General features: G+C 68.4%; 14 protein-coding genes. 9 read left to right on the top strand and 5 right to left on the bottom strand.

All coding sequences use genetic code 11. From position 1 onward, the window contains the following. Positions 1–14: 14 nt before the first annotated feature. Both LZC94_30970 and LZC94_30965 read right to left on the bottom strand, forming a co-directional pair. The gene (locus tag LZC94_30970; GenBank protein ID WXB12259.1) at positions 15–2,273 is read right to left on the bottom strand and encodes a hypothetical protein; all 2,259 of its coding nucleotides are present in this window, start codon (positions 2,271–2,273) and stop codon (positions 15–17) included. Then, positions 2,270–4,564, bottom strand: coding sequence for a hypothetical protein (locus LZC94_30965; protein ID WXB12258.1), 2,295 nt, complete (start codon positions 4,562–4,564; stop codon positions 2,270–2,272). Before LZC94_30965 ends, LZC94_30970 begins: the two co-directional genes overlap by 4 nt. A 163-nt stretch (positions 4,565–4,727) precedes the next feature. Here LZC94_30965 and LZC94_30960 point away from each other — a divergent pair, with 163 nt between their 5' ends. The 8 genes from LZC94_30960 (at position 4,728) to LZC94_30925 (ending at position 14,876) form a co-directional block, all read left to right on the top strand. Further along, on the top strand, positions 4,728–7,439 hold the full coding sequence (locus LZC94_30960) for a TonB family protein (protein WXB12257.1): 2,712 nt from the start codon (positions 4,728–4,730) through the stop codon (positions 7,437–7,439). Next, positions 7,439–8,518, top strand: a complete 1,080-nt coding sequence (locus tag LZC94_30955) for a hypothetical protein (GenBank protein WXB12256.1) — start codon at positions 7,439–7,441, stop codon at positions 8,516–8,518. Before LZC94_30960 ends, LZC94_30955 begins: the two co-directional genes overlap by 1 nt. 83 nt (positions 8,519–8,601) lie before the next feature. Then, the gene (locus LZC94_30950) at positions 8,602–9,645 is read left to right on the top strand and encodes a hypothetical protein (protein ID WXB12255.1); all 1,044 of its coding nucleotides are present in this window, start codon (positions 8,602–8,604) and stop codon (positions 9,643–9,645) included. 12 nt (positions 9,646–9,657) lie between these two features. Further along, a complete protein-coding gene (locus LZC94_30945) occupies positions 9,658–10,380 on the top strand; it encodes a response regulator transcription factor (GenBank protein WXB12254.1) in 723 nt (240 codons plus the stop codon). Continuing rightward, positions 10,377–11,867, top strand: a complete 1,491-nt coding sequence (locus tag LZC94_30940) for a HAMP domain-containing histidine kinase (protein ID WXB12253.1) — start codon at positions 10,377–10,379, stop codon at positions 11,865–11,867. The genes LZC94_30945 and LZC94_30940 overlap by 4 nt, the downstream gene beginning before the upstream one ends. Before the next feature lie 316 nt (positions 11,868–12,183). Then, complete coding sequence (locus tag LZC94_30935) at positions 12,184–12,831, top strand: hypothetical protein (protein ID WXB12252.1); 648 nt, start codon at positions 12,184–12,186, stop codon at positions 12,829–12,831. Beyond that, the gene (locus LZC94_30930) at positions 12,828–13,610 is read left to right on the top strand and encodes a hypothetical protein (protein WXB12251.1); all 783 of its coding nucleotides are present in this window, start codon (positions 12,828–12,830) and stop codon (positions 13,608–13,610) included. Before LZC94_30935 ends, LZC94_30930 begins: the two co-directional genes overlap by 4 nt. Before the next feature lie 18 nt (positions 13,611–13,628). Then, positions 13,629–14,876 carry a metallophosphoesterase gene (locus tag LZC94_30925; GenBank protein ID WXB12250.1) on the top strand — a complete coding sequence of 416 codons (1,248 nt, stop codon included), beginning with the start codon at positions 13,629–13,631 and terminating at the stop codon, positions 14,874–14,876. Here LZC94_30925 and LZC94_30920 read toward each other — a convergent pair. Further along, complete coding sequence (locus LZC94_30920; GenBank protein WXB12249.1) at positions 14,803–15,732, bottom strand: LysR family transcriptional regulator; 930 nt, start codon at positions 15,730–15,732, stop codon at positions 14,803–14,805. The genes LZC94_30925 and LZC94_30920 overlap by 74 nt on opposite strands. A gap of 196 nt (positions 15,733–15,928) precedes the next feature. Between LZC94_30920 and LZC94_30915 the strand changes: the two genes are divergently transcribed. Then, the gene (locus LZC94_30915; protein WXB12248.1) at positions 15,929–16,510 is read left to right on the top strand and encodes an NAD(P)H-dependent oxidoreductase; all 582 of its coding nucleotides are present in this window, start codon (positions 15,929–15,931) and stop codon (positions 16,508–16,510) included. Here the strand turns inward: LZC94_30915 and LZC94_30910 are convergent. Further along, positions 16,438–19,560 carry an efflux RND transporter permease subunit gene (locus LZC94_30910; GenBank protein WXB12247.1) on the bottom strand — a complete coding sequence of 1,041 codons (3,123 nt, stop codon included), beginning with the start codon at positions 19,558–19,560 and terminating at the stop codon, positions 16,438–16,440. The genes LZC94_30915 and LZC94_30910 overlap by 73 nt on opposite strands. Continuing rightward, entirely contained in the window at positions 19,557–20,600 is a 1,044-nt protein-coding gene (locus tag LZC94_30905) for an efflux RND transporter periplasmic adaptor subunit (protein WXB12246.1), read from the bottom strand. The genes LZC94_30910 and LZC94_30905 overlap by 4 nt, the downstream gene beginning before the upstream one ends. Between the last annotated feature and the right edge of the window lie 207 nt (positions 20,601–20,807).

The raw sequence follows: 20,807 nt of genomic DNA, 5'->3' as shown, positions 1-20,807 counted from the left end.
ACGCTGAAAGTCCTTCAACGGTGAGCTTTTACAGTAGTTTTGTCGAGCGCTACAGCACCATGTTGTGCCCGCAGCACCATTCGACAGCTGACAACTCCTTGTGAGGCCCCGTCGAGGATAATGGTACGCCCAGCCAAGTCGAGGATATTCCCAGGTTTTTCCGGTAGAGAAGGCTCGTCCGACCAGTCCCAGCGGGCCTTCTCGATTCGGGGCGAGAATCCATCGGTCGCGGTGTAAAGGATGAGGCTCCCCCGCGCCCCGGTGCCCCGTCGAAGAACGCGCGGTTCGACGACGAACGTGCTTCGCGCGTCGCCTTGCACCCCCGAGAACCGCGTGGTCGATGCGCCGTCGATCGGTGGCGACGAGGGGAGGGGCAACGCGATCTCGGCGGAGGCCTCGCCCTCGGGGCCATCGGGAACGAGCTCGAGCACGCGATCTTCGGATGCACCGGTGCCCGCGGCGAAGATGGCCTGGGCATGGCCGCCGGTCTGCGCAAGAGGAGGCCACTCGGTCTCGGCCTCGAAGCGGTAGGTGTCGTCGAGGATGGCGGGAGGGATCCATGTCTCGATCGACGAGGCGCCGCCCGGCTCGGGGACGAACGTGTAGTGGTGCGAAATGGGGTGCCCCAGCATGTCGTAGAGGAGCCGATCGCCATCGTCGTGGCGGCGGCGCACCGCAAGGACGCCATGGCTGGCGCTCAATGCCGGATCGTAGGCGAGGTTGAAGCCGTGGTCGGTGTCGAAGAAGAGGAGACCCTGTGTCAGCCCCGCCTCGCGCGCGCGATCCGGCTCGTACATGGGGCGACCGCCGTCGCGCTCCGCCAGGGCGTGATGTCCGTGGGCGGTGTGGATGGCGAAGCCAAAGGCCGCCACGGCGAGCACCGTGAAGATGGGGGCGAAGACGCGTCCGTCCGTGCTGTCGTGTGCCGTGCCTGCGTGTGCCATGCGGACCAGGGCGAAGGCGAGGAGGGCGTGCTCCAAGGGGAGGACGTCGGCGAAGAAGCGTGCGCCTCCGCCGGGGTAGTTGCCGTCGAAGTAAAATGGTGCGTAGGCAACGATTTGGAGCCCCACGACGAGGGCGAGCATCCGGCAGGCGCGGCTGGTGCGCAGGGCGTGGGCCGCCGGGAGCAGAAGGACGAGGACGAGGGGCTCGAAGTTGACCACGTCGCCCGTGTGCAGCCAGAGGCGGCGCAAGGTCGTCCCGGCGGCTTCGAGCAGGCCGTAGCCGTGGGGGAGGCGCGCGCGCACGAAGTCGCCGTGCTCGACGAGGCAGCCGATCCCCTGGCCGAAGCCGTAGCGAAAGCAGCCGGGCGGTCCGTCGCTCACGGCGTAATAGGCGAGCTGCGTGCTGCCGAACCAATGGCCGGTGGCGGCGTGCTGGGCGCAGAGCAGAAAGAGGAGACCCGGTGCGATGCCGAGCAGCACGGCCAGGATCGCGCGGGCGCGCTCCCGCCACGTCGCGGTGCTTTGGGCGCGCGGGCTGCGGCCCAGCACGAGAATGAGCACGCCGGCGGCGATGGGCAACGCCGAGACCATGCGCGTGGCGGCGACGGCGCCAATGGCCAAGCCGGTCGCGACGAGCCACGCGGGCCGCGCCAGGCGCACGGCGCGAAGGGCCGTCGCCATCGCCAAGGTGATGCCAAGGGCGCTCGCGCCGTGCGACATCGTATCGGCCGTGTGATACCGCAGCGCCGCGCACACGAGCGAGAGCAGCACGGCGAAGCGGGCGACGGTCTCCGCTTCCGGGGAGCGCGCATGGTGCAGCGCGACCTCGCGCGCGAGAACGTACGTGGAGACGGCCAGCGTGGCGGCCAAGACCGGCCCGATCACCATGGGCGCGCCGATCCAGAAGCCGGCGGCGAGCAAGAGTGGATAGCCGGGCGGAAAAATGCCGCTGAGGAGGTTCGGCTCGTGGAAGAGAAGGAAGCGCCCGCGGAACGAGGCCGTGGGATCCACCACCGGCCAGCTCACATGGCCGTGGGCGAGCGCGCGGCCTTGGAGCCAGTAGCTGGTGGCGTCGATGATGCGGGGGCCGCCGCGCAAGTAGAAGGCGATGTATCCGAGCGAGAGAAACGCGGCGGCAAAGCCGGTGATCGTCAGAAAGCGACGGCGCGAAAGACCATGCTTCCCGACGTGGAACAAGCCGGCGAAGCTCCCCTCGTGCCGGCGGACCGCCGAGACGGCAAACACGGCGGCGAAAAAGAGCGCGGCCCACGCCACCGCATCGGGCGGTTTCCCCCATGCGCCCAACGCGCTGCCGACGTCGCCGATCACTGCAGGACCCACACGTGGTAGTCGATGAAATCCCCCGGCCCATCGTTATCGATCGTCACGGCGAGGGTCTCGGTCACCTTGTCGGCCGCGATCTCGATCGCCTGCTCGACCCACCCTTCCGCGGGGGCCAGATCGAGCACCCCCACCGGCGCCCCGCCCGCGCGCACCACCACGTGCGATGTGGCGTCGGGCGCGCTGCGCACGATGAGGGTGGCCGGCTTGCCCGGCGTGAGGTGGCGCAGCACGAAGCTCTCGGAGCGATGCTCGGAGATGCGCCGTCCGCCGTCGAAGAGATCGAGCCGGCCGTCGGCGGGATCGGTCAGGATTTTCATGTCGGTCCAGCCCCCGGCCGGGGTGGGGAACGTGTAGTGGTGCTCTTTTTCGCTCACCAGATCGGCCACGTCGACCTCGTCCCGGATGGTGAGCGGGTAGGGGCTCGACGGTACGAGGCGCGGCTGGTTGCCTGTGCCGAGCAGGTGCCAATCGGCGCGGTAGATGACGTCCTCGTAGCCGCCGCAAATGACGTTGCCCTCCACCGGGAAGCGCGCGAGCACCTCGCTGGAGAACCACGTCGGCAAGACGCCCCACCACGTGGGGTAGATCGCGAGCACGTCGGGACGCTCCATGGCCGGCATGCGCTCGATCAGCTCCAAGGTCGCCGGCAGACCGTGAACCCCGGCGCGGGCGAAGGGGAGCGCGTGGAACCCGCCGAGGCCGATGATGTCGAGCCCCGGGCGCTCCGACGCATAGATGAGCGCCCCCGCGTCGCCCACCAGAACGCGCTTTGGCTTCAATCGCGCGAGCCACCGCCCCGCGACGAGGTGCTGATCGCGGATGTTGCGGGAGGCCCTCCCGAAGAACCACTTCTGCCCGCGGTAGTTCGGCTCTTGGTGCACGTACGCGAAGAAGAGCCCCGCCACCACGCACGCCGCGCGCAGCGGCCAGAGAAGAAAGAGCAGCGCCAGCGCCACGCCGGCCACCAGCGCCAGCACCCAGGCAAAGCGAAACTCGGGGAGCGTATTGGCCGCGCGGGTGGCGATGCCGATGGTCTGCACCGCCAGCGCGCCCGCCACCACCACGAACAGCACGCTCGGCTTGGCGCGGCGACGCACGAGGGCGGTGGCGCCCAGCGCGCCGGCGATGAGCAGCCACGCCACGGCGGGCATGGTGTAGCGCTCGTTCTGCCAGCGCACTTGCCCGTTGAAGGCGGTGAGCGCGAGCCAGAGGGCGATCTGCAGCCATAAGAGAACGCCGTAGCGGCGCGTCTCGGGGAGGGCCAGGGTGAAGAGCGCGAGGGTCGGTACGATGAAGCCGAGGGCCGGAACGTCGGTAAAGTGGTATTCTAGATTGCGGAAAATCGAGTAATTCAGATTGAAGACGTAATCGCTGATCTTGTCCGCCCGCGTGAGGAACGGATTGTTCACGGCGAGCTTTACGATCGCGCCATTGGCGCTGTACTCGCCGGTGAACGCGTGATTGGCCATCGTCTGCAGCGCCAGGATGAGCACCGCCGGCAGACCCGCGCGAAGCAAGAGCCCCACCGCCGGGCGCCATCCACGCCGGCGCAGCACCGGCCACGCGGCCACCAATCCAAAGGCCGCCACCGTGCCCGCGCCCTCGGGCCGGGTGAAGACGATGGCCGCCCCCGCGAGCCCGAGCAGCCACGTGCGGTGCGGGGCCTCGGCGGTTCGAGCGGGTGAGTCGTCCACGGCAAAGAAGGCGAGAAGTCCGCAAGCCCAGGTGGCGAGGTAGAGCGCGACCTCCATGCCGCTCCAGAGCGACCAATCCAGGGAGCCGAGTGCGAGGAACATCGGCGGAAGCAAGAACGATCCCATGCGCATCCAGCGCAACGTTCCATCCGGGAGGCGCGCGCCGGAGCCTCTGGCATGGCGGAGAAAGAGCCCGCGCGCGGCGAGGAGCACCCCGAAGACCGAGACGGCGGCCACGATGGCGGCCCAGATCATCAGCCGTTCGCGCGTAAAGCCGAGCAAGTACCCGATGGCCAGCACGAACGGGTACGAGAGGCTGGTGTTTCCCGATGAATAGCCGTTGCCGGCCGCCCACTCGAAGGGGTGGCCCTCGGCGGTGGAGCGCGCGTAGTCGAAGTGGATGAACACATCGTCGAGGGGCGCCGACCACTCTCCGCTCGTCTGCTTGAGCATGTAGCCGTAGAAGGCCCGGGCGGAGAGCAAGGTGCACAGGGCTGCCCACAGCACGTACAGCGCGCCGTCGTATTGGGGCCAGCGGCGAAAAAATCGCGCACCGGGCGCGCGCGCGGACCAGCGTGTCACTCGCGTCACAGGGGAAAGAGCCGAAATGCGTCTGGGAAGGGTGAAAGCCACGGTGGAAACGCGGCCTTCATAGCATTGCCTTCCTGAATCTTCACGAATCAGTGGCCGAGGCGTACTTGGCCTTGATGTATCGTCCGAGTCCCACTAATGGGTGGTCATCATCATGCCTTCGCGACGTCTGCCCATCGCGGGGGTGCTTTTCCTTGGCGCGTTTTCGGCAGCGCGCGTCTCTTTCGCCCAGGGAACGCAGCAGCACCCCAACCCTCCACCTCCTCCTCAACAACCTCCCCCCGCCGGCTCGTCGGACGACACGAGCCGAGGGAGCGCCGTTCCTCGTGGTGCGTCGGGGGCCACGATTGTTCCGCCCGCTGACCCCGGGCAAGCCCCCGCGCCGCAAGCCGCCCCACAGGTCACGCCTCCAAAGCTCGTGACCGACGAGGGCGCGCAGTATCCGGACGCCGCGCTCAAGGAAGGATGGACGGCCCCGGCGACCGTCGTGTTGGTCCTGGAGATCGACACCGAGGGCGTGGTGCGCAAGGCCACGGTGGAGACCCCGGTGGGCCATGGCTTCGACGAGGCCGCGGTGGCCGCCGCCAACAAGCTGCGGTTCGAGCCGGCCAAGCGGAACGGGCGCGCCGTCGCGGCGCGCATCAAACACCAATACGTCTTTACGCCGCCTCCCTCGCGGCTGGTGGGGCGGGTCGCGGCTTCGGCCTCCGAGGCGCCCATCGCGGGGGCCACGGTGGTCGTGCACGCGGCCGATGGAACCGAGCAGTCGACCCAGACGGCGGCCGACGGCACCTGGAGCATCGACAAACTTCCGCCCGGATCGTACGAGGTGCGCGTCTCCGCGGAGCGCTTCGAGCCGCAGAGCGCCGTTCAAGAGGTGAAGGCGGGCGAGGAGGTGAGCACCATCACGCGCCTCTCGCGCCCCGCGGCGGACAAGCCGGTGCCGGCGCCCGAAGACGAGGACGTGGAGGAGGTCACCGTCAAAGGTGTCCGCCCGCCGCGCGAGGTCACCCGCCGCACCCTCGAGCAGCGCGAGATGACCCGCATCCCCGGCACCTCGGGCGACGCGCTGCGGTCGCTCCAGAACTTGCCGGGCGTGGCCCGCCCGCCGGGGCTGGCCGGGTTGCTCATCGTGCGCGGCTCGTCGCCCAACGACACGAACATCTTCATCGACGGCACCCTGGTGCCGATCGTCTACCACTTCGGCGGATTGAGCTCGGTCGTGCCGAGCGAGATGCTCCAGAAGATCGATTTCTACCCCGGCAACTTCAGCACCCAGTACGGCCGGGTCATGGGCGGCATCGTGGACGTGGGGATCCGCGATCCCAAGAAGGACCGCCTGCACGGCATGGCGCAGGTCGACTTGATCGACGCGCGCGTGATGGCCGAGGGCCCCATCGGAAAAACGGGGTGGAACTTCGCCATCGCCGGCCGCCGTTCGTACGTCGATATCTGGCTGAAACCGGTCCTCGAATCGGCCAACGCCGGGGTCACCACCGCGCCCGTCTATTACGACTATCAATTGATGGTCTCCAAGGACTTCGGGAAGAACCAAAACTTCCGCCTGATGTTCCTCGGCTCCGACGACCGGCTGGAGCTCTTGGTGAAGAGCCCCGCGGCCACCGATCCGGCCATCGGCGGCGGCATCGCCGCGCACAACGGTTTTTGGCGCACGCAGGCGCGCTACAGGAACCGCATCAGCGAAGACACCGATTTGAAGGTGATGGGGGCCATCGGCCAGGACTTCGCCGACTTCACGGTGGGCGACGTCTTCTTCAAGCTCAAGACCCTGCCGATGACCTCGCGCATCGAGCTCTCGCAGCGGCTCGCCAAGGGCGTGACGGCCAACATCGGCATGGACATGCTCTACACGCCGTACGACGTGCACGTGCGCGCGCCGCCCTTCCCTCGGCCGGGCGAGCCGCCGGGCGGCCCCGGTTTGAGCCGTCCGCCCCGGGAGACGGTCGACAGCGACGCCCTCTTCCGCCCCGGCTTCTACGGCGAGTTCGAGCTCACCCCCTGGCGCGGCGGCCGCATCGTGCCGGGCGTGCGCCTCGATTATGCCAAGGACACGCGCGAGTGGGACATCGGCCCGCGCGTGATGGCCCGCCAAGATCTGACGCGCGGCTTTCCGCGCACGACCTTGAAGGGCGGGGTCGGCATCTTCTATCAGCCCCCGCAGCCGCAGGAGACCAACGTGGTCTTCGGCCAAAAGGGGCTGCGCTCCAATCGCGCGTACCACTATTCGTTCGGCGTCGAGCAAGAGATCACGCAGCAGCTCGAGGTCTCGCTCGAGGGGTACTTCAAGACGCTCGATCGCCTGGTGGTCCCGAACAACGGAAACAGCGGGGTGGGCAAGGCGTACGGCCTCGAGACCCTCATCCGCTACAAGCCGGACTCGCGCTTCTTCGGCTGGCTCGCGTACACCCTCTCGCGCAGCACGCGCCAGGACACACCGTCGGATCTCGAGCGCCTCTCGCCCTTCTCGCAGACCCATATCCTCACGGTGCTCGGCAGCTACCGTCTGGGGCGCGGCTGGGAGTTCGGCGCGCGTTTCCGGTTGGTGTCGGGCAGCATGTACACGCCCAACACGTATGGCTTCTACGACGAGAACGCCGGCGTTCCGCTCGCCTTGCTGAATTATCCGCCGTACACCGAGCGCATGCCGATGTTTCACCAGCTCGATATCCGGGTGGACAAGTCCTGGAAGTTCAAGGACTGGCAGTTCAGCGTCTACGCCGATATCCAGAACGTCTACAACCACGGCAACGTGGAGGGTCTGAGCTACAACTACAATTATACCAACCGTACGTTTGCCACGGGCCTCCCGTTCCTGCCGAGCCTGGGCATGCGGGGAGAATTCTGATGCGCTCCCATCATGACCGAAAAGCCTTCGCGCCCGCCAAGGCGACCTCGAGCCTCGGTGCGCTCGTCGCCGCCTCCGCGACGGTCCTCCTCTCGTGCAGCAACGTGGATTTCCCGCCGGCGAGCGAGCTCCAATCGGTGCGCATCCTGGCCTCGCGCGCCGATCAGCCGTACGCCCGCCCGGGCGAAACGGTGAAGATCGAGGTCCTCACGTACGACGGGCGCGTCGATCGAGCCCGGCCGGTGAAGCTCTATTGGATCCCCATCGTGTGCATCAACCCGCGCGATGATTTGTATTACGATTGCTTCCGGCAATTCGCGGGCGCCACGGTTCCTGGTGGAGGCGGCGGAGGTGGAGGTGATGCAGGTGGAGGCGGCGGAGGGAGCGTGGTGCTCGCCCCCGGCGTCGATCTCACGCCGTATTTGCCCAGTGGCCCCACGTATTCGATCACGTTGCCCAACGACATCGTGACCTCGCATCAAAAGGTGGAAGGGACGGAGCCTTACGGCCTGGCCATCGCGTTCAACATCGCGTGCGCGGGGCACGTGGAGCTGGTGGCGCGCGAGGGGCGCAACCCGCAGGCGGTGCCGTTCGGCTGCTTCGACGACGCCCACAACCGGCTCGATCCCGACCAGTACGTGATCGGCTTCACCCGGGTGTACGGCTACGATACGCGGCGCAACGCGAACCCCACCATCGAGAAGATCTATCAAAATGGCCAGGAGGTGGACCTGGCGGCCGGCCTCGTGGTCGATCGCTGCACCACCAAGCTTCGCCGCGATTGCCCGGACATCAAGATCGACGTGCTCGTGCCCGAGAGCAACCACGAGGTGCAGGAGGGCGCCGGCGATCAAAACGGGCGCGTGCGGCGCGAGCAGATTTGGGCCGCGTACTTCGCCGACATCGGCCAGCTCGATGGCGAGACGCGCCTGCTCTACGATGCGACGACGGGCAAGGTGAGCGGCTCGGAGAACAAGTACAAAGCCTCGAACGAGCCGGTGTCCGGAACGATGGTCATCGTCGCGCACGACAACCGTGGGGGCGCCGCGTGGCGGCAGCTCCCCATCCATACGCGGTAGAGCGTCGAATGAGGGGGGGCGCTTCGGCTAGGACGTCTGCCGCCGCCGGCACCCGGGGGCGGGTCGCGGCATCGTTCTTGGTCGTGATAGGTCGCCATCGTCTTCTCCTTTCTGGACTTGCGCTCATGTGCGCCTCGAGCGTGCTCTCGGCCGGCTGCGCCAAATCGTCGGAGGAGTCGCTGCTGCAGGCCAGCGACTTCGTGACCCCGAAGGACGTCACGTTCGACGCGAACTCCATCATGTCGCCCGAGGTGCTCCAAGACGCGGAGGCCTTCGACGCCGCGGCCCTTCAAACGTTCTTGGAGCGCACGCCGTATCGCCGGCCGAGCTTTTTGGCGACGTACCAGTCGAACGGCGTCCGCGCCTCCGACGCCCTCTACCGCGCCGCCATCGCCAGCCGCATCAACCCCTTCGTGCTCTTGGTGCGCGCGCAAGCGCTGCAAGGGCTGGTGGGCACGCAGTTTTATCCGTTTCCGCCGTCGCGGGTCGAATACGTCTTTCGTTGCGGGTGCGCCGGCGGCGATACGTGCGATGCGTCGTTGGCCGGGTTCGATCGGCAGGCGACGTGTCTGGCGAACAGGCTTCGTCAGGATCTCGATCAGATCGCGTCCAAGGGGGCAACGGCAGGCGGGTGGGGGCCCGGTAAGCTCTCGGTCACCCTCGACCATCAGAAGGTCACGCCGAAAGATGCATCCACGGCCGCGCTCTACCAGGAGGATCCCGCGGTGGGCGTGGGCAAGAGCGACGCGTGGCTCTTCTGGAACATCTGGCAGAACTACTCGGAGTTTTTGCAGTACATCGGGCCCAGGCCCTCGGTCAGCACCCAGGGCGGGTGGATCGGCGACGCGTGCACCCGCGACGCGGAGTGCAGCGCGCCCAACGCCATTTGCAATACGAACTTCCCGGGCGGGATGTGCATGTCTCCATGCACCGACAGCTGCCCGTCGGAGCCGGGCCGCGCGGAGTCGTTCTGTGCGGACTTCGGCAAGTCCGGAGGCTACTGCCTCCCCATGTGCAACGCCAACGAGCCGGGATCGTGCCGTCCGCAGTACGAGTGCCGGACGGTTCAGAAGGCCGGAAAACCCGGTCAGTCCTCGGATCTCTGCACGAAGGCGCAATCCGGATAAACTACGCGCGATATGTCGCGCATCCTTTTGGTCGACGACGATGAAGCGCTGCTCGAGGTGCTCACCATGGCCTTCGCCGACGCCGGCCACGCGGTGACCACGGCGATCGACGGCGTGGATGGTCTCGGCGCCGCGGCGCGCGATCGGCCCGACGCCATCGTGAGCGACGTGAACATGCCGCGGCTCGATGGCTTTGCCCTGTGCCGCAAGCTTCGCGCGCAGGGCGATCCGGTGCCGATCCTCCTCTTGACCTCGCGCGACAATGAGATCGACGAGGCGCTCGGCCTCGAGCTGGGCGCCGACGACTACATCGCCAAGCCGTTCAGCACGCGCATCCTTCTGGCCCGCGTGACCGCGCTCTTGCGCCGCGATGCCCTGCGCCGAAGAGACGCGCCCGGCCCCGTTGCGCGCGACGCTCCGGGGGCGGTGGAGCTCCGCGCGGGCGAGCTGGTGATCGATCCGGAGCGGATCGAGGCCCGGTTTCGAGGCACCTCGCTGGCGTTGACCCTCACCGAGTTTCGGATGCTCGAGGCGTTCGCCCGAAAGCCGGGCATCGTGCTGTCGCGCGATCGGCTGCTCGAGATCGTGCGCGGGGATGATTCGGTGGTGGTGGAGCGCATCATCGACACGTACGTCCGGCGTCTGCGGCGCAAGCTGGAGGCGATCGATCCGGCGTTCGATGCCATCGAGACGGTGGTGGGCGCGGGCTACCGCTTTCGCGCCGTGCGCTCGTGAACGAGCTCTTGGTCCTGCCCCGCCAGCGGCGCCGCTTTTCGCTGCGTCTGCGGGTGATGGCCGCCATCGTGCTCGTGGCGCTGGCGCCGTCGATGCTCGTGTTCGCGTGGAGCCTGGTGGATCGCCAGGTGCCAGGGCGCATGTGGGGCACCGTTCGCGACGCGGCCGAGGAGGCGAAGCGGGCCATCGAGGAGGACGCGCCCGCCTCCGAGCTTTCGCGGGTGGCGCGCGCGCGCAAGGTGCGGCTCCGCATCTTGGACGAGAACGGCGCGGCGGTGTTCGACGTCGACGCCGACTCTCCGGGCGACGCCGAGAGCCGCGTGGAGTCGTTCGTCTTCGGCGCCAAGGACGGTACGACGGCGCGCGAGTTCGACGAGCAGCTGGGGCCGATGCTGGTGCGCCCCGATGTGCTCGAGGCCAAGCGCGCGGGCTGGTATGTGGCGTGCGACTATCTTCCGCTCGTTTTGTGCCAGGCGATCGCCATTTCGCGCACGGGTGCCTCGGCGGGGGAGGGAAAGACGCGGATCGTGCACGTGCAAATGAGCTCGTGGCGGGCGGTCCAGGAGGTGTACGTGCTTCGCGCGCACCTGCTGAAGCTCACCATGGTGATCCTGCCGCTGGCCATCGTGCTGGCGTTTTACATGGGGCGACGCGTGGTGCGCCCGATCGAGCAGCTGCGGCAGCAAGCGCTGGCCAAGGCGGCGGCGGAGAGCCCCAAGGGCACGCTCCTCCCGGAGCGGCACGACGAGGTGGGGGTGCTGGCCGACGCGTTCAACGCGCTGCTCGTGGCGCTGGGAAAGAAACGCGCCGACAACGAGGCGTTCGTGGCCGACTTGGTGCACGAGCTGAAAAATCCGCTGGCCGCCGTGCGTGCGGCCGCCGACACGTTGGCCGAGAGCGCGATCGATCCGGCGCGGGCCGAGCGTCTGTCGCGGGTGCTCCGGGATAGCACGACCAAGCTCGATCGCTTGGTGACGCAGTTCCTCGAGCTGGCGCGGGCGGAGGCGGGGATGCCCAACGAGGAGCGCTCCGAGGTCGAGCTGGGGGCGCTGGTGACGGGGCTGGTGGAGAGCTTGCGCGACGATCCGCGGTACACGCGGGTGACCTTCGTCTCGAAGGAGATCGAGGCGGGCTCGCCGCCCGCGCGGGTGCGGGGGGTGGTGCATCGGCTGGACGCGCTGTTTCGTGAGCTGCTCGAGAACGCCGCGTCGTTTGCGGGAGACGGCGGGCACGTGGGGGTCGTGATCGGGCAGACCAGCGGGGAGGTCATCGTGGCCGTTCACGACGATGGGCCCGGGGTTGCTGCGGGGGATTTGCCGCGCGTGTTCGACCGCTTCTTTACGACGCGGGGGAGCCGTCGTGGAACGGGGCTCGGGCTGTCGCTGGTCAAGGCGGTGGCGGAGGCGCACGGGGGCCAGGTCACCGTGCGTGCGGCGGCGGGGGAGGGGACGACGTTCGAGGTGCGGTTGCCGCGGTTGGTCCGGTAGCGTTCACGCCGAACGCGCCGCGCTCGCGGAGGCGTTTCGCGGACATCGCCGCGGTCGCGGAGGCGTTTCGCGGAGATCGCCGCGCTCGCGGAGGCGTTCGCGGAGGTCGCCGCGCTCGCAGAGGCGTTTCGCGGAGATCGCCGCGGTCGCGGAGGCGTTTCGCGGAGGTCGGCGCGCGCGCGGAGGCGTTTCGCGGACATCGCCGCGCTCGCGGACGCGTTCACACCATTTTCACACCCGTTTCATCGCCGGTTCGAACGGTGTGCGCAGGCGGTTCATGGGGCGGATGCACGGTGATGGACCAGGAGGTTGCACCATGCATGCGATTTCAAAATTGGTCGAAGTGGTAGGTCCCTCGCGGGGTGATGCCCCCCTGGAGCTCGGGCGTGCGCAGCGCGTCTTTCTTTCGTCGGTGGCATTTCTGGCGTCGATGGGGCTCGCGGCCATCTGGGGCATCGCCGCGGGGAGCCGGGCGGGGCACATCGGGCTCGAGAGCGCCCTCAAGGTGCCCCTCCTTTTGCTGGCCTCCATCGTGGCCGCCTTGCCGCTGGGGTTTCTGGTGTATCGCTTGACGTCGAGCCGCGGGCGGCCCTCGAACTTGGTGCTCGGTCACGCCGCCGCCACGTTCACGGGGGCGCTCGTTCTGGCGCTGTCCGCGCCCATCGTGGCGCTCTATCAGTACTCCAGCGTGTGGGCGGGGCCGGTGGTGGCGCTGGTCTCGGCCGGGGTGGCCATCGCGGTCTCCTTCGCCATTTTCCTGCGGGTGCTCGTCAAGCTGCACACCAACGGCGCGTGGACCAGCTTCGTCGCGCCCGTGGCGCTGCTCTTGCTCTTGCAGGGCGCGGCGCTCTTCCAGCTCGCGTCGATCTCGACGCCGATCCTACCGCAGCGGACCCCCATCGAGCGCGGCGTCGACGGCCTTCACGAGATGCACGAGCTTCACGAGCAGGAGAGCGCGCAATGATGGCCGCAGGCGCGATCGCGGCGGACGGGATGGCCGCCAACAGCACGGAGCCCGTTATCGCCGCGGAGTGCCGCGCGGCGGTCCACCTGGCCAACCTCGGTGCCGAGGGCGACTTGGTCTGGGACACCACCGCGCGCTGCGACCCAAAGGTCCTGCCGAACGGCGCCTGGGTGGCCGTGAAGTTCGCCTACCCGCTGCCCGCCGGCTCGACCTTCCTCGACCCCCGCGCCGATGTGCGCCCGATCGAACGGGACGGCCGCATCGCAGGGGTGGCCGTCGCCCCGCGGGCCCTCGATCCATGGACCTCGCTGCGGTTCTCCATCCGCACGCGCAACGAGGGCCGCGGCACCTCCGCCAAGCTCACGCCCCCGCTCCTCGACGGCGACCTGCCGCAGATCGTCGCCTTCGGCAACGCCGAGCTCACGTTCGAGCCCCGCGCCTCGCTCGATCCCCGATCGCGCGCCAGCGCCATGGCCATCACCCTCGGCGACTTCTCCCACGCGGCGTACCGTGATGCGCTGAAAGAAGGAAGAGCCCTGGGGGCGCGTTGGGACGGACCCGCCGTGGTGCTTCGCGCCACGCGCGCCATCCGCGACGAGCAAGGCATCGAGGGCGAGCTCGCCCCGCGCGCGGACAAGACGCGCGGCGTCTACATCGGCGTGGGGCTACTGAGCCTCGCGACCGCCGTGGGCCTCGGGCTGGTGGCGATCCGCTTCAAGCGGCGCAGCGACGACGAGCACGCCGAGGCGGTCCTCCGCGCCGAGATCGACTCCCTCTAAGATGCGAAAGGAACGCCCATGCACCCGTACTTGCCGCTCGAGCAATCGTTCCAGCTCGCCCTCCTCGTCGCGCTGTTCGGCGGCGTCTTTCTTCGCTTCTTGCTTCGCTCTTCGTGGCGGCAGCGCAGCATTCGGATCGCCTATGCGCTCGTGTGCGCCGCGTTGCTGGTAGCGCACGGCGCGTGGGCGGTCTCCGGCGTAAACTACGCCGTTTCATTTTGGGGCATGGCCACGGCCTCGGTGGGGCTCCTCTTCGTCACGGCCGTGGTGGCGAGCCTCCCCGCGGCCGCTCTCCTGCGCGCCGTGATGGCGTGGGCCCTCCTCCGAAAGAAGGCGCGCGGGACCCCGGAGGACGGCGTGAAGCTCCTCCCGCGCCGCGCGGTGGTGACAGCGGTGACGGCGCTCGCCCCCGCGGCCGCCGCCGCCACCGTGTTTCGCGGCTTCTCCGAGGGACAGCGGCCCACCGCGATCCGCACCGTGCCCGTCGTCTTTCCAAAGCTCCACCCGGATCTGGAGGGCTTTCGCATCTTGCAGCTCAGCGACTTGCACCTCGGCCCGGCCAAGCAGCTCGCCGATCTCGAGCTCCTCTTCGAGCAGCTCGACACCTCCGAACACCGGCCCGACCTCATCGTGTTCACGGGCGACGTCGCCGACGATGTCCGCCAGCTCGGCCCGGCGCTCGCGCTCGCGCACCAGTTTCGCGCCGCCCACGGCGTGCTCGCGAGCCTGGGCAACCATGAATACATCCACGATATCCGCGTCACGCGGCCCATCTACGATCGCAGCCCGGTGCCCCTCTTGGTCGACGAAGGCGCCGAGCTTCGCGTGGGCGACGCGCGCCTCTATGTGGGCGGCGCGAACGATCCCGTGATCATCCGCGCGGACATCCACCCCTTTCTCGAGGGCTCCGTGGAGCGCGCGATGCGCGGTTCACCAAGCGACGCGTTCCGGCTCCTTTTGTCGCATCGGCCGGACGCGTTCGATATCGCCGCGCGCCGCGGGATCGAGCTGACATTGTCGGGCCACACCCACGGCGGCCAAATCGGCGCCAACGGCAAGAGCGCCTTCGAGCCGCTGTGGCCCGATGGCTACCTCTGGGGCGGGTACGGCCGCGGGGGCTCGCGCCTCTACACGACCGCGGGCTTCGGAAATTGGTTCCCGTTCCGGGTCGGATGCCCCACCGAGGCTCCCCTCATCGTGCTGTCGTCGGCGCGCGGCCCTTTGCTCTCGCGGCGCCCCCGACCTCGGTCATCACGAAGTCGATGAATGCGCGTACGGCCGGCGAGAGCCCGCGCCGGGTCGGATACACGGCTTGCAGGATCCCGGTGTCCTGGTACCAACCCGGCAGCACCTCCACCAAGCGACCTTGGGCGAGCTCGTTGCGGCACGTGATCTCGGGCAGCAGGGTGATCCCGGCGCTCTCGAGCGCGGCGTTCTTCAAGACCACGAAGTCGTCCGCGAAGAAACACGGGTCGTACGTGATGGTGGCCGTCTCCCCGCTCGCGCGCTGAAGCACCCAGTGCAGGGCGGGCGACGGCCCGCCGAAGTGAAGGGCGGGCAAGCGGCTCAAATCCCCCGGCGCCTCGATGGGCGGGTGCTCCTCGAGCAGCTGGGGCGAGCCCACCACCAGGGCGCGCGAGGGCCGTACCTTTCGCGTGATCAGGTGCGGATCTTCGTCGCCCGCCGCGCGCACGCGCAGCGCCACGTCGATCTCCTCCTCGATGAGGTTGATGCGGCGGTTGGTGACGCGCAGCTCCAGCCGGATGTGCGGATAGGCGCGCACGAACTTGCCCAAGTGCGGCCCGAGATCGTGCTGCGCCACGCTCAAGGGGGCGCTGACGCGCAGATGGCCGCGCGGCTCGCCCGAGAGGTTCACCGACTCCTCCGCGGCCTTGGCGGCGGAGACCATGGCTTGGCATTGCTCGTAGTAGTTGCGCCCCACGTCGGTCAGGGCGATGCGGCGCGTGGTGCGCTGGAGCAGCAAGACCCCCAAGCGCGTCTCGAGCTCCGCCACCCGCCGCGACACGCGCGACTTGGGGACGCCGAGGAACTTGGCGGCCTTGCTGAAGCCCCCTTTTTCGATCACCTGAGCGAACAAGTAGAGGTCATTGAGATCGTGCATGGTTCGAAGGGCCGCGGGGCGGGCCGGGGATTGTTCTACCCATAGAACAATCTGTCCTGATTTCGATGCCTAGTGCGGGGGTCGGCCCGTGGGTAGGTTCGATTCATCGACGGCGGGCGCTCCGAGGAAGAGCGCGGCCCCTCGAGCTCCAGCTCCACCTCGAGCTCCGTTTTCCTTTTTGAGAGAGGCACACACCATGAACTCCATGAAGCTTCTGCACCTCGACTCCAGCATCCTCGGTTCGGCGTCCGTCTCCCGCGAGCTGACCCACGCCCTGGTCGACGCGTACCGCAGGGCGTTTCCCGACATTCAGGTGACCTACCGCGATCTGGGCGCGAACCCGCTCCCGCACATCTCCCCCGCCACGAAGGAGAGCGAGCCCTCCGCGCTGAGCGACGAGCTGATCGCCGAGCTCGAGGCGGCCGATGTGTTGGTCATCGGCGCCCCGCTCTACAACTTCACCATCCCGAGCGCCCTCAAGTCGTGGATCGATCGCGTCGTGGTGGCGGGCAAGACGTTCCGCTATGGCGCCCATGGCGCGGAGGGCTTGGTGCCGGACAAGAAGACGTACGTGGTGGTGAGCCGCGGCGGCGTCTACGCCGGGACCCCGGTCGAGCACATGCACGAAGGGTACTTGAAGCAGGTGCTCAACTTCCTCGGCGTCCACGACATCGAGGTGATCCGCGCGGAGGGCATCGGCATGGGTCAGCGCAAGGAGGCGCTGGCTGCGTCGCTCGCGATCATCGACTCGCTGTTCCCCAAGGCGCGCGCGGCCTGAACCTCGATCTCGGGCGCGAGAAGCTTGTAAAGTACAGGTGTTACCACCCGCGCGAGGAAGGTCGAGCTCAAAAGGCCGCCGAGCAGCACCAGGGCCAGCGGCGAGTAGAGGCTCGAGTGTTCGAGGACGAGCGGGATCAGGCCGCCGATGGCCGTGAGGGTGGTGAGTAGGATGGGCACGAAGCGCGCTTCGCCGGCGCGGCGGATGGCATCGTCGATGGGGACGCCCTCCTCCCGCAGCTGGTTGGTGAAGTCGACGAGCAGGATCGAGTTCTTGACCTCGATGCCCATGAGCGCGACGAAGCCGATGTTCGCGGTGAACGACAGGGTATTGCCGCTGAGGTAGAGCGCCACCAGGCCGCCGATGATCCCCAGCGGGATCACCGAGGCCACGATCAACGTGCTCTTGAACGTGCGGAACTCCAGCACCAGCACCGCCAGGACCCCGAACACCGCCACGAGGATCGCCGTACCGAGCCCGCCGAAGCTCTCCTGCCGCCCCTCGAGCTCACCGGCCGCCATGCAGCGCACCCCCGCGGGGAGCTCCAGCGCCTCGATGCGCGCGAGCGCCTGCTTGGTGAGCCGGTCCGTGTTGTACCCATCGCGCACGTACGCGGTCACCGCCACGCTGCGCTCACGCTGATAATGCCGAATCTTGGTCGGCGACGGCTCCAGCGCGATGGTCGCCACCTGCGACAGCGGCACCGCCGCACCCTTCGTGGTCGCCACATACAGCTTTTCGAGCACGCCCAGATCCGGCGCAACGGCCCGCTCCGCCCTGGCGCCCGCCGTTCGAGCCAACGTCACCCGAATGTCGAACGCCTCCTCATTGCCCTGCTCACGGTACTTCCCGGCGGTGGCCCCGCCGATCGCCAACCGCACCGCGCGATCCACGTCCGCCACGGCGATCCCGAGCACGGCCGCCTTGTCCCGGTCCACGCGAACGCGAAGATCCGTCCTGCGCTCCCGCGAGGGATTCCGCACATCGCGCGTGCCGTCGATCTTGCGCAAGATCTCTTCGACCGCGGTGGCCGCGCGCTCCAGCGCCTCCGGATCGTTGCCGAGGAGCCGCATGGCGATGGGCGCATCGAGCGGGGGACCGTTCTCGAACTCCTTCAACTCGATGCGCGCGCCCGCGTACTCCTGCAGCTCCTGCCGCATCTGGCCGAAGAGCTTCTCCGCCTGCAGCCCGTGCGAGCCCACCTCGGCGAACACGTCCGCCACATTGGCTTTCTCGTTGCGCGGGGCCACGTTGTAATAAATCTGCGGGTGCCCTTTCCCGATGGTGGTCGCCACGCTCCTCACCTCCGGGTGGCGTCCGAGCACCTCCTCCACGAACCGCGCCGCGCGGTCCGTCTCCGCCAGGCTCGCCCCCTCGGCCGTCTCGATCTGCACCATGAACTGGGGCACCCCCGCCTTGGGGAACAAGCTGAATCCGATGCGCGGCACCAAGAGGAGGCTCCCCGCGAAGAGCGCCGCCGCCAAGAGGAGCGACGTCTTGGGGTACTGCACGGCCTTCACCAGCGCCCGCCGGTAGGTGCCCTCGATGGCCCACGTCATACCGCGGAAGAAGACGTTCCCGTGCTCGCCCTCCGGGACCAAGAGGCGGCTCGACAAGAACGGCACGATGGTCAACGAGACGAGCAGCGAGGCGCCGATGGTGAACACCACCGCCACCGGCAGCGCGCGAATGAACTGCCCCGCCGTACCCGGCAGCGCCAGCAGCGGAAGGAACGCGAACACCAAGGTGGCCGTGCACCCCAGCACGCTCAACGTGATCTGCTTGGTGGCCGAAATCGCCGCCTCGCGCGGGCCCTTGCCCTCGCGCAAATGGCGCGTGATGTTCTCGACGACGACCACCGAGTCATCGACCAGGAGCCCCAGCGCCAGAACGAAGCCGACGATGCTCAGCTGGTTGATGCTGAACCCCGTGGCCTTGAGGAAGAAGACGCCGATGGCGAGGCTCAGGGGGATGGACATCATGACCACCGCCGACGCGCGCAATCCGAGCGGCAAGAGGGTGAGCAGCACCAGCAAGATGGCCAGCACGAAGTCGCGCGAGAAGCCGCTCATGCGGTGCTCGACGTTCTGCGATTGGTCGAAGCCGTGCACCAGCTTGACGCCGTGGCCCAACGTCTTCTCGAAGGCGGCCACCTCGCGGTCCAAGCCCGCCTTCACGGTGAAGATGTTCTGCCCCTCTTTTTGCGTGGCCACCACGAACACCGCGCGCTGCCCGTCGAAGCGGGCGATGGGGGACGACTCCACATCGCGAAGCCACACATCGCCGATGTCGGCCACCCGGACGCTGCTCCCCCCGGAGCTGCGCACCACGGTGGTGCGGACCTCGTCGACGGACGCATAGTCGCCGCTGGTCTTCACGTTGAAGCGCCGGGGCCCCGTCTCGACGCTCCCCGCGGGCACGTTGGTGCTCTCCGCGCCGATGGCCGCGATCACCTCCGACGGCGAAATGCCCAGGGCGACCATGCGCTCCAGATCGAGCGAGACGGTCACCTCCTGCTTGGGCAGACCCGCGGTCTCCACCACGTCCACCCCGGGGGTGTTCTCCAGCCGCCGTTTGAGCGCGCGGGCGATGGTGTCCAGCTCGTGGTAGCTCGCCTGCGCGGAGACCAGCGCGTACTCGGCGATGTTCACGTTCTTGGTGTTGAACTGCTTCACGTCGAGGCGCACCAGCTCGGGGGGGAGCGTGGGGCGCAGGCCGTTGACCTCGCGCAGCACCTCGTCGTGCTTCTTGTCGGGATCGGCGCCGGCGATGAACTCGATGTTGATGTAGCCGAGGCTATCTTCGATGTTGGTCTTGATCGATTTGACGTCGTCGAGCGCTTTGAGCTTGGTCTCGACGGGATCGACCACCAGCCGCTCCACGTCGGTGGGCGTGGCGCCGGGGAGCACGGCGACCACCACGAAGCTCGCCACCGGGAAGGTGGGATCCTCGGACTTGGGGATGGTGATGAGCGATTGAATACCCAGCGCCGCCAGCGCCAGGAAGACCACCAAGGTAAACTGCCACCGTTTGACGGCGAACTCGCTCATGGCAGCACGCGCACGGCCGAACCATCGTCGAGATCCGAGGCGCCGGCCTCCACCACCCGATCGTGCCCGTCGAGCCGCGTGAGGAGCGCCGCGCGGTCCTGGCTCAAAAAGGCGACCTTCACCGGCACGCGCCGCGCGACCTTACCGTCCACCACGAAGACCGACGCCGCGTCGCCGCGCCCCTCGGTGAGGGAGGCGATGGGGACGGTCGCGAGATCGGCTTCGACGTGGGCGATCTCGATCTTGGCGGTCATGCCCGAGAGGATGGCGATGGGGAGGGCGCCCTCGGGCCGCGCGGGGAGCGGTTGATCGATGGAGACCTCGACGTCGAAGGTGCCGATGCCCGGGGTGGCGGCGGCCGCGATCTGCGAGACCTTGCCCGAGAGCGGCGTGTCGGGGAAGAGGTCGAGCACGACCTTGGCCGCCTCCCCGGTGGCGATGCGCAAGACGTCGCGATCGGTGAGCCCCGCGCGCACGACGGTGCCGCGCGAGCGTCCGCTGACGTGGAACACGGGGGTGCCGGGCATCACGATCTCGCCCGGATCGACCGAGCGTCGCTCGATCCGGCCGTCGTCGGGGGCCACCACCACCGCGCGCTGGGCGTTCCACGCGGCCGTGTCGACGCCGGCCTTGGCCTGGGCGGCCGCCGTCTCGGCGTTCTGAAGATCCGAGACGGGGATGGCGTTGGTCGCGTGGAGCTTGCGGGCGCGCTCGACGTCGCGTTCGGCGCGCGCGGACGTTTCGTTGGCTTGGCGCAGGGCCGCGTCGACCTCCGTGGGATCGAGCCGCGCGAGCACCTGCCCTTTGCGCACGCGCGCGCCTTCCTCCACCAGCACCGCGGTGACCACGCCGCCCACTTTGAAAGAGAGATCCGCCTCGCTCTTCAACCGCACCACGCCCGCGCCGCGCACGGGACGGGCCACGGGGCCGCGCTGCACGGAGGTCAGGCGAACCGCGATGGAAGGCGACTCGTACGCGGGCTCCGCCGCCGCGGCATCCTTCGGCGCTCCCTTGCAACCCGCCGCGGCCACGGCCGCCATCGCGGACGCTGCCAACCCGAAAAAAACACGTGCTCCCGCGCGCATAAGGCCTCCCAGACAGTGTCTATTGACAGTGTCTAGATGCCTGCCTTGACATTGTCAAGATTGCACCACAGGCTTCACAATGTTTCACATTGACCTCGGCGCGCGGTGCTCCGCCGTCGGAGTGCGGGTTGCTCCGCCATCGGCGCGGTGCTCCGCCATCGG

It is taken from the genome of Sorangiineae bacterium MSr11954 (assembly GCA_037157815.1).
Taxonomy (GTDB): domain Bacteria; phylum Myxococcota_A; class Polyangia; order Polyangiales; family Polyangiaceae; genus Pendulispora; species Pendulispora albinea.
This window is presented reverse-complemented; position numbering and strand designations above follow the sequence as displayed.